The organism is Caulobacter sp. GW821-FHT12D05, assembly GCF_058807295.1.
The window spans coordinates 1,138,475-1,147,550 of the sequence record NZ_JBXAQO010000002.1 but is presented as its reverse complement, the minus strand read 5'-3'; the positions used below and the strand labels follow the sequence as shown (position 1 = coordinate 1,147,550).

General features: G+C 68.9%; 7 protein-coding genes. 2 read left to right on the top strand and 5 right to left on the bottom strand.

Annotated elements, in window-relative coordinates:
* The coding region (locus AC1RRR_RS12735; RefSeq protein ID WP_425991018.1) for an EF-Tu C-terminal domain-related protein at positions 1-75 on the top strand (75 nt) is incomplete at its 5' end.
* Between the two features lie 76 nt (positions 76-151).
* Here AC1RRR_RS12735 and AC1RRR_RS12730 read toward each other — a convergent pair.
* Entirely contained in the window at positions 152-1,513 is a 1,362-nt protein-coding gene (locus AC1RRR_RS12730; RefSeq protein WP_492813514.1) for a serine hydrolase, read from the bottom strand.
* A gap of 165 nt (positions 1,514-1,678) precedes the next feature.
* Between AC1RRR_RS12730 and AC1RRR_RS12725 the strand changes: the two genes are divergently transcribed.
* Entirely contained in the window at positions 1,679-2,665 is a 987-nt protein-coding gene (locus AC1RRR_RS12725; protein ID WP_492813512.1) for a sensor histidine kinase, read from the top strand.
* Positions 2,666-2,773: 108 nt separating this feature from the next.
* Here the strand turns inward: AC1RRR_RS12725 and AC1RRR_RS12720 are convergent, their stop codons facing one another.
* The 4 genes from AC1RRR_RS12720 to AC1RRR_RS12705 are packed head-to-tail and all read right to left on the bottom strand — an operon-like array spanning position 2,774 to position 8,961.
* Positions 2,774-3,265 carry a GNAT family N-acetyltransferase gene (locus AC1RRR_RS12720; RefSeq protein ID WP_492813510.1) on the bottom strand — a complete coding sequence of 164 codons (492 nt, stop codon included), beginning with the start codon at positions 3,263-3,265 and terminating at the stop codon, positions 2,774-2,776.
* The gene (locus AC1RRR_RS12715; RefSeq protein WP_492813509.1) at positions 3,252-6,386 is read right to left on the bottom strand and encodes an efflux RND transporter permease subunit; all 3,135 of its coding nucleotides are present in this window, start codon (positions 6,384-6,386) and stop codon (positions 3,252-3,254) included. Before AC1RRR_RS12715 ends, AC1RRR_RS12720 begins: the two co-directional genes overlap by 14 nt.
* On the bottom strand, positions 6,386-7,462 hold the full coding sequence (locus tag AC1RRR_RS12710; RefSeq protein ID WP_492813507.1) for an efflux RND transporter periplasmic adaptor subunit: 1,077 nt from the start codon (positions 7,460-7,462) through the stop codon (positions 6,386-6,388). The genes AC1RRR_RS12715 and AC1RRR_RS12710 overlap by 1 nt, the downstream gene beginning before the upstream one ends.
* The gene (locus AC1RRR_RS12705; RefSeq protein ID WP_492813505.1) at positions 7,459-8,961 is read right to left on the bottom strand and encodes an efflux transporter outer membrane subunit; all 1,503 of its coding nucleotides are present in this window, start codon (positions 8,959-8,961) and stop codon (positions 7,459-7,461) included. Before AC1RRR_RS12705 ends, AC1RRR_RS12710 begins: the two co-directional genes overlap by 4 nt.
* Positions 8,962-9,076 lie beyond the last annotated feature (115 nt).

The following is a 9,076-nucleotide window of genomic DNA, read 5'->3' as shown; positions in this document are numbered from 1 at the left end:
CAAGGCCTGCGCTTCGCCATCCGCGAAGGCGGCCGCACCGTCGGCGCCGGCGTCGTGGCCAAGATCGTCGAGTAATCTCGACCTTCTTCAGCTCACGCTGAACTGAACTAAGCGAAGGCCCCGGAGAGCAATCTCCGGGGCCTTTTGCTGTTCAGGGCTTGTCCGCGATCCGAGGCGCTTCGCGATCGCGCTCGCGCTGGGTCAGGACGACGCTGGTCGCCGCTGTTTCCCCCGTCTGCTTGAAGACCAGCTTGGCGTCCGGACCCTGCGCGTAGAAGGCGTTCGGGCCGGTGGCGATGATCGGAACCGGCGGCTGGCCGGTGGCCTGGGTGACCAGGTGGTCGCCCTCGCGGAACACCCTCAGGACCATCATCGGCGTCAGCTGATAGGACCCGACATAACGATCCAGAACGGCGGCGGGCACGGCGATGGCCTTGGGCGGTTGCCAGGTCCCCAGGCACAGGCCCGCGAGCGTGCCGGCGATCGTGTCGGACGGCGCGGCCATGAAGTTGCTGAGCACCACCACGGCCAGCCCATCCTTGGGATAGAGATTGATGGCAGTCGAGAAGCCGTTGACGCTGCCGCCGTGCATGATCCGCGCGTGGCCGGACTGCTCGCCGATGGCCCAGCCATAGCCGTAGTGGTTGCCGTAGTCGGTCCACATCGCCTTGCGCGAGGCGTCGGTCAGGATCTTGCCCGTCGCCAGGGCGCGGTCCCAGATCAGCAGGTCGTCGACGGTGGAATAGAGCGACCCGGCGGCATAGGGCACGCTCATGTCCAGATAGTCGGCGTTCTGCCAGCCGTCCTTGCCGGGCTGATAGCCGGCGGCGCGCTTGGGCAGAATCTGGCTGGCGACGTCGTAGCCGCTGTTCTTCATGCCCAGCGGCCGGAAGATGTTGTGCGCGACATAGTCGGCATAGGGCTGGCCCGACACCTTCTCGATGACATAGCCCAGCAGGATGTAGCCGGTGTTGTCGTAGGCGAACTTGCTGCCCGGTTCGAACTCCAGCGGCTTGTCGCGGGTCAGCTTGATGATCGCCTCGGGCGTCTGCCGCAGCTTGGCGTCGTTGACGAAATAGCCCGGAATAGCCGTGTAGCTGGGGATGCCGGAGGTGTGGGTCAGCAGGTGCTTGATCGTGACCTTGGCCCAGGCCGCCGGGGCCTCGGCATAGAACTTCGAGATCGGATCATCGACGCTGAGCTGGCCGGCGTCGACCAACTGCAGGATCGCCGTGGCGGTGAACTGCTTGGTGATCGAGCCCAGCCGGAACTTGGTGTCGGGCGCATTGGCGATGTCCCATTCGCGATTGGCCGCGCCGAAGCCTTCGCGCAGCAGCGGAACGCCATCCTTGGCGACCAGCACCGAACCGCTGAAGCGGCCGTCCTTGACCCGTTCGTCGACCAGGGCCTTGGCCTGCTTGGAGAAGTCGGGCGTCGCGCAGGTCGGGGCGGCGAGAGCCGGCCCAACGGCGAGCGCGCCGGCCAGGCCCAGCGACAGGATCGTGAGTTTCATCAGGCGTTCCCCCTTGCTGTTGACCGACGGTATCGCGGTCCAGCGTCACTGTCTCAATTTAAGGGTGCGCCCTGCAGCCGAGGATGGTTTGCCCTATGTCGGCTGCCGGCTTGACGGCGCCGCTTGAAAGGCCCAGCACCGAGGCAGGGACGGGGAGACAAGCGCTTGGATCTGCGCCGCAGGATCAGGGACAATATCACCGCGCGCTACGGCCTAGCCGTCGCGCTGTCGGTCTTCGCGGTGCTGCTGCGCTTTGGCCTGAACGCGGTGTTCCCGCCCGGCTTTCCGTATGTGACGTTCTTCCCGGCCATCGTGGTCGCCGTCTATCTGGGCGGCCTGGGCCCCGGGATCCTGTGCGCGGCGCTGAGCGGCGCCGCCGCCTGGTACTTCTTCATCCCGCCCTATATGGGCTTCAGCTTCGACATGACGGTGCTGGTGGCCCTGGCCTTCTACGCCTTCGTGGTGGCGGTCGACATCTTCTTCATCGACGGCATGCGCAAGGCCCTGGACCAGCTGGAGGGCGAGCGCGAACGGTATCGGGAGCTGGCCGAGAGCCGCGACCTGCTCTATCGCGAACTGCACCACCGGGTGAGCAACAATCTGCAGGTCGCTGGCGCGCTACTGCGGCTGCAAGGCCAGGGGATCACCGACGCCGACGCCCGCCACGCCCTGTCCCAGGCCGGCGAACGCATCGAGGTCATCGCCCGCATCCAGCGCGAGCTGCACAACCGCACCGGCGAGCCTGTGCCTTTCCGCGTCTTCGCCGAGGCCCTGCTGGCCAGCGCCGCCGCCGCGGCCGGCGCACGGGTGCGGCTGGCGATCGAGGGCGGGGAACAGCCCCTGCATCCCGACCAGGCCACGCCCGTGACCCTGGTCATGCTGGAGAGCTTCAACAACGCCCTGGAGCACGGCTTCGGCGAGGCGGGGGAGGGGGAGGTCCGCGTCGTGCTGGACCAGTCGGGCCTGACGCACCTTCTGACCGTCAGCAACGACGGCGCGGGGCCGCCGCCAGGCTTCGACCCGGCCCAATCCAAGAGCCTGGGCCTGCGTATCGTCCGCGCCATGGCCCAGCAGCTGGGCGGCAAGTTCGAGATGGCGCGCGAGGAGGCGTGGACGGTGTGTCGGCTGAGCTACGCGCCGAAGCGGGACTAGAGCGGGGCCGAGAACCTCGTCCTTCGACAGGCTCAGGATGAGGTTCTCTACTGATCCGCCGTAAAAGTAGCCCTCATCCTGAGCTTGTCGAAGGACGAGGGCGGCTTCTCAGAGTGTCAGCCGGTAGAAGCGGGTATCCACCGCCATGCGCGGGAAGGTCTCGGGCAACTCGAATGTCTCGACCAGCGTAAACCCGTTCTTCTCGTAGAACCGATGCGCGGCCTTGAACGCCTCGGTGGTGCCGAGCCAGACCGCCGACACGTCGTGCGCCCGAGCATGCGCCAGCGCCGTATCCAGCAGCGCCTGGGCCGCGCCGAACGCGCCCCGCGCGACTGGCTTCACGAACATCTTCCGTAGCGCCACGGCGCCGTCGCCGATGTCCTTCAGGGCGATCGTGCCGACCGCCTCGCCGTCCAGCTCGGCGAGCCAGAACTGGCCCGCGCCCGTCTGGTACCAGGCCGGAATATCGGCGAGGTCGGGCTGGTCGGCGGCGGTGATGGAAAAGCCGAACTCTTCGCGCTGGATCGGCAGGATCACCCCGACGACGGCGTCTTCGTCGCCGGGGTGGAAGGGCCTGATGATCACGTTAGAGGCGGTCAACCGGGACGGCCTGACCATTGCTGGCCTCGCGCGGCGTGGCCAGGCGGCCCAGCTTCGGCTTTAGCCACGTCTCGATATCGTCGACGATCTCGTAGACGACCGGCACCAGCACCAGCGACAGCACGGTCGAGGTGATCAGGCCGCCGATCACGGCCACGGCCATCGGCTGGCGGAACTCCGAGCCGGTGCCGATGCCCAGCGCCGTGGGCAGCATGCCGGCCATCATGGCCAGGGTGGTCATGACGATCGGGCGGGCCCGCTCGTGACAGGCGTCGATGATGGCGTCGCGCTGGCTCATGCCGGCCCGCTCCTGCTCGATGGCGTATTCGACCAGCAGGATCGAGTTCTTGGCCGCCAGGCCCATCAGCATCAGGAAGCCGATCAGCGACGGCATCGACAGCGACTGGCCGGTGACCAGCAGGGCCAGGAACGCGCCGCCGATCGCCAGGGGCAGGGCCGACAGGATGGTGATCGGCTTGAAGAAGCTGCGGAACAGCAGGATCAGCACGCCGAACACCAGGCCCACGGCCGACAGCAGCGCCACGGCGAAGCCGGTGAACAGCTCGACGAAGGCCTCCTGGTCGCCCGCCGTGGCCGGAGCGACGCCAGCGGGCAGCTTCTTCATCGTCGGGAGGTTGTTGACGTCGGTCATGGCCTGACCCAGCTGGGCGCCGTTGTTGAGGTCGGCCTCGATGGTCAGCTGACGCTTGCGGGCGAAGCGGTCGATCTTGGCCGGGCCGGCCTGGAACGACAGGTCGGCGACGCTATCCAGCCGGGTCGTGCCGCCGCTGGCAGTGGGCACGCGCAGGCCGCCCAGAGCCTGGAGGTCGGCGCGGGTCTCGGACGGCAGGCGCACGCGGATCGGGATCCGGCGCTCGCCCTGGGTCATCTTGGCGACGTTGGCGTCGATGTCGCCCACCGTGGCCACGCGGGCGATGGCGGCGATGTCAGCGGCGCTGACGCCGAGGCGAGCGGCTTCGTCGGCCCGCGGGCGGATGACGATCTCCGGACCGCTGGGCGGGCTGGAGGGACGTGGATCGGCGACGGTGGACAGGCCGCGCATCTCACGCTCGACCTGGGCGGCCGTACGCTCGAGCAAGGGACCGTCCTCGGCCGTCAGGATGGTCTGGACGTCCGAGGTGCCCCAGTCACCCAGCAGGTTGACGCGGGCGTCCGGGATCCCGCGCAGGCCGTCGCGGACCACCTGCTTGATCTCGGTCACGGTCAGGTCGCGCTCGCCGTTCAGCACGATGGTGATGGTGGCGTCACGGATGTCGGCCCCGCTCTGGCCGCCCCAGCCGCTGCCGATGTTCGAGCCGACCTGGGCGAAGACGTGGGCGGTTTCCGGACGCTTGCGGAACAGGGTGGTCACCGCCTGGACGGTGCGCTCCATGTCGGCCGTGGTCGCGCCGGGCGGGCCCTGGACCTTCAGATAGTAGAAGTTGGCGTTGGCGGCCGGTTGGAAGGCCGTGGGAATGAACGGCACCAGGGCGAACGAGCCGATCAGGATCAGGGTGCCGATGACGAGGCTGAGGAACCGGTGGTCCAGCGACCAGTCCAGCACGTTGCGATAGAAGCCCTTGAACGCGGGCCGTTCGTGAGCCTGCTTGGCCGGCTTGAGGAAATAGGCGGCCAGCAGCGGGGTCAGCAGGCGGGCCACGACCAGCGAGAACAACACCGCCACGGCGACGGTCAGGCCGAATTCCTTGAAGAACTGGCCGGGCGTGCCGGGCATGTACGAGACGGGCACGAACACCGCCACGATGGTGAAGGTGGTGGCCACGACCGCCAGGCCGATGGCGTCCGCGCCTTCCATCGCCGCCTGATAGGGCCGCTGGCCCCGGGCGACGCGTTTTTCGATGTTCTCGATCTCGACCACAGCGTCGTCGACCAGGATGCCGATGACCAGGGTCAGGGCCAGCAGGGTCACGACGTTCAGCGAGAAGCCCATCACCGCCATGAAGGCGAAGGTGGGGACCAGCGACACCGGCATGGCGATGGCGGTGATCAGGGTGGCGCGCCACTCGCGCAGGAACAGGAACACCACCAGCGAGGCCAGCAGCATGCCTTCCAGCAGGGTGTGCTCGGTGGCGGCGAAGCTGGCGCGGGTCTCATCGACGGTCGAGAAAATCTTCACGAACTTCACGCCCGGCTGCTTGGCCTCCAGGGCGTCGATGGCTTTCTTGACGTTGTCCTCGACGGCGACGTCGCTGCTGTCACGGGTCTTCATCACTTGGAAGGCGACGACGTTCTTGCCGTCCAGGCGGGCGAAGCCGCGCTGTTCTTCCGAGCCCTGGCCCACCTCGGCCACGTCGGTCAGCTTCACGTAGCGGCCGCCGGCGATCGGGATGGTGATCTGGCGCAGTTGCTCGACCGTGGTCGCCGCGCCCAGCACCCGCAGGGTCTGTTCGCGGCCGCCGATGTTAGCCCGGCCGCCAGGAGCGTCGACGCTGAAATTGGCCAGGGCCTGGTTCAGCTGCGGCGCCGTCACGCCGAAGCTGGCCATGCGGTCGGGATTGATGACGACGTTGATCTCGCGATCCACCCCGCCGACGCGGGCCACCTGGGCCACGCCCTTTTCGCCTTGGAGAGCGCGGGTGACGGTGTCGTCGATGAACCACGACAGCTCGGTCGAGCTCAGGTTCGGGGCCGAGACGGCGTAGGTGATGATCGGGGCGCTGGTGATCTCCAGGCGCTGGACGATCGGCTCGTCCACTTCGCGCGGCAGGATCGAGCGGGTCTGGTCGACCTTGGAGCGCACCTCGTCGGTGACCTTCTGCAGGTCTTCGCCGAGATTGAATTCGATCGTCGTGGTCGAGGCGCCCTGGACCACCGACGAGCGGATGGTCTTGACGTTGGAGATCCCGGCCACCGCGTCCTCGATGGGGCGGGTGACCTGGGTCTCCATCTCGCCGGGCGCGGCCCCGCTCTGGGTGACCGTCACGGTCACCGCGGGGAACTCGACGTTCGGGAACTGCTTGATCGGCAGGCCCAGATAGCAGCCGATGCCGGCGATCATCAGGGCCAGGAACAGCACCGCGACGGGGATCGGGTTCTTGATCGCCCAGGCCGAGATCTTCAGTTCGCCGGTCTTCTCACCGGCCTTGTGTTCACTAGCCATCAGCGGGCGGCCTGGTTAGCGGCGGGACGAATGGTGTCGCCGTCGGCCACGAACGAAGCGCCGCCCAGCACGACGCGCGTGCCGGCCGGCGGGCCCTGGACCAGCTGAGCCCAGCCGCCGCCCTTCTGGCCGACCTTGATGGCGACCTGGTGAGCGCGGTTGTTGCTGTCGACGGTCATCACCGACAGGCCGTCGGCCTCGTAGCGGATGGCCGATTCCGGGATGGCGGTGACCGGCGCGCCCGAGGCGCCGAAGGTGGCGCGGCCAAAGCCGCCCGGACGCAGGTCCGGACGCACGGGCAGGCGCACGCGCACCTTGCCCAGGCGGTTGGCGCTGTCGACGCGCGGGCTGATCAGGCGCACGACGCCCGAGATCGCCTGGCCGCCGGGCAGGGACACCTGCGCGGCCTGGCCTTCGCGGATGCCCGACAGGTCGGCTTCATTGACCTCGGCGTCCAGCTCGACCAGGCCGTCGCGGGCGATGGTGAACCACGGATTGGTCCCGCCGCCGGCGATCTGGCCGGGCTGCACGCCGCGCGACAGCACCCGGCCGCTGACCGGCGAGGTGATGGTCATGCGCGAGGCGCGGGTGCGCAGTTCCTTCAGCGCCGCTTCCTGGGCTTTGGCCTGATAGCGGCGGGTCTCGATCTGCTCCTGGGACAGGATGCCCTGGCCATCCAGGCCGGCGACACGCTTGGCCTCGGCCTGGGACTGGGCGGTGACGGCCGCCTGCTGCTCGACCTGGGCCCGCAGCAGGGTGTCATCCAGCTGGACCAGGGGCTGGCCGGCGCGGACCCAGTCGCCCTCGTCGGCATAGAGGCGCGCGACGCGGTAGCCGGTCAGCTCCGAGCCGACGGCGGCCTCTTCGCGCGAGACCAGCAGGCCGGAAGCTTCGACCCCGCCGCCAAGCGGCCGGGTCTCGACGCTGCCGACGCTGACCGTACGCGCTTGAGCGGCGGCGGCCGTGGCGGGCTTCTTGTCTGCGTCCTTCTTGCCGCCGCAGGCGGTCAGACCCACGGCGCTGCAGACCAGGGCGGTGGCGATCAGGTAACGGGTCGTCATCGTGTCGGGTCTCATTGGGCGGAAGGCTTGCTGGGAATGCTCTGCGGGGACCAGCCACCGCCGAGCGCCTTGTAGGTCTGGACGGCGCGTTGCAGCGCCTGGGTCTGGGCCCCGGTCAGGGCCGTGCGGGCGTTGCGCCAGGACTGTTCGGCCTGGAGCGCCGTGGTCAGGTCGGTGAGGCCGGCGGCGTAGCCCTTGCGGCTAGCCTCGTAGGCGCTGGCGGCGCGGCGTTCGCCGGCGGCCAGCAAGGTCACGCGACGCTCGTCGGCGGCCTGCTGGACCAGGGCGTTCTCGGTCTCGCCGAAGGCCGTCTGGACCGTCTTCTCATAGGTGACGGCGGCCTGCTCGACGCGGGCGTTGTCGGCCTTGATGTCGGCCATCAGCCTCGGGATGTTCAGCACCGGGATCGACAGGTCCGCGCCGATCGACCAGGCAGAGCTGGTCGTCGACTGGGTCGAGCCGGGCGACAGGAAGCTGGGGCTGATCTGCTTCTGGATGCCGATCCCCGGAGTCAGGGTCAGGGTCGGGAACAGGGCCAGCTCACTGATGTTCAGATTGCCCGAGGCCGAGGCCAGGCGGGCGGCGGCTTCGCGCACGTCGGGGCGGCGGGCCAGCAGCTCGGCGGGCGCGGCGGCCGGGACCGGCGGGGCCTTGGCCAGCACCGGCTCGACCGGCAGGCTGGCCAGCGGATCGACGCCCTTGCCGACCAGGATCAGCAGGCTGCGGCGGGCGGCCTGCAGCTGGGCCTCCACCTGGGCGACCTGGGCCTGGGCCTGGGCGAGGTCGGCGGCGGTGCGGTCGCCTTCGGAGGTGGCGGAGAGACCTCGGCGGCCCTTCTCGTCCGAGACCTTGAACAGGTTGTCGGCGATCGTGGCGTTGGCGCGGGCGTCTTCCAGCTGCACGGCATAGCCGCGGGCTTCGAAGTAGGACTGGGCGACATTGGCGGCCAGGGCCGCGCGGGCGCCTTCATACGAGAAGCGAGCGGCGGCGAGGTCGTTGTCGACCACCCGGCGGGCGGCGCCGCGACGGCCGATCAGGTCCAGCTCCCACGAGACGTCGAAATTGGCGGCGTAGGTCTTGGTCACCCCGCCCAGGGTGAAACCGCCGGTGCCGCTCTGGTCGATGATGTCGGTGTCGGTGCGCTTGGCCGAGCCGGTCAGCGGCGTCTGCGGGATGTAGATCTGCCGGATCTGGCTGCTGCGCACGGCGCGCGCCTCTTCCAGCTTGGCGGCGGCCATGCGGGCGTCGGGCGCCTTTTCCAGCGCCGTCGCGACCAGATCGTTCAAGACCGGATCGTTGAAGGCGGTCCACCATTGGTCCAGCGCCTGGGAAGCCAGGGGCGCGCCAGCCGGGGCCTCGAAGGCGGTCGGCAGCTTTACGTCGACCTGGCGCGCGGGCGTGGTGCAGGCCGACAGGCTCGCGCCCGCGATGGCGGCCGTGCCGATCAGCAGGGCATGGGACAAGCCAGAAGGCCGGCCTGGACGCCTGAGGGCGCCGGTCTTGGCGAAACGCATAGAAATCCCAACCCAATTATTTCCCGCCCGTGGCGGTTTGGCGACCAACGGTTTCCCACTTAGGGGGCCGACCCCCACAGGAAAACCCCCCGTCGAACGCTTTAGCGAAGCTTAT

Coding starts and splice junctions, on each gene's coding strand:
- AC1RRR_RS12730 (WP_492813514.1), bottom strand. CDS start 1,513: ATGAAACTCACGATCCTGTCGCTGGGCCTGGCCGGCGCGCTCGCCGTT.
- AC1RRR_RS12715 (WP_492813509.1), bottom strand. CDS start 6,386: ATGGCTAGTGAACACAAGGCCGGTGAGAAGACCGGCGAACTGAAGATC.
- AC1RRR_RS12710 (WP_492813507.1), bottom strand. CDS start 7,462: ATGAGACCCGACACGATGACGACCCGTTACCTGATCGCCACCGCCCTG.
- AC1RRR_RS12705 (WP_492813505.1), bottom strand. CDS start 8,961: ATGCGTTTCGCCAAGACCGGCGCCCTCAGGCGTCCAGGCCGGCCTTCT.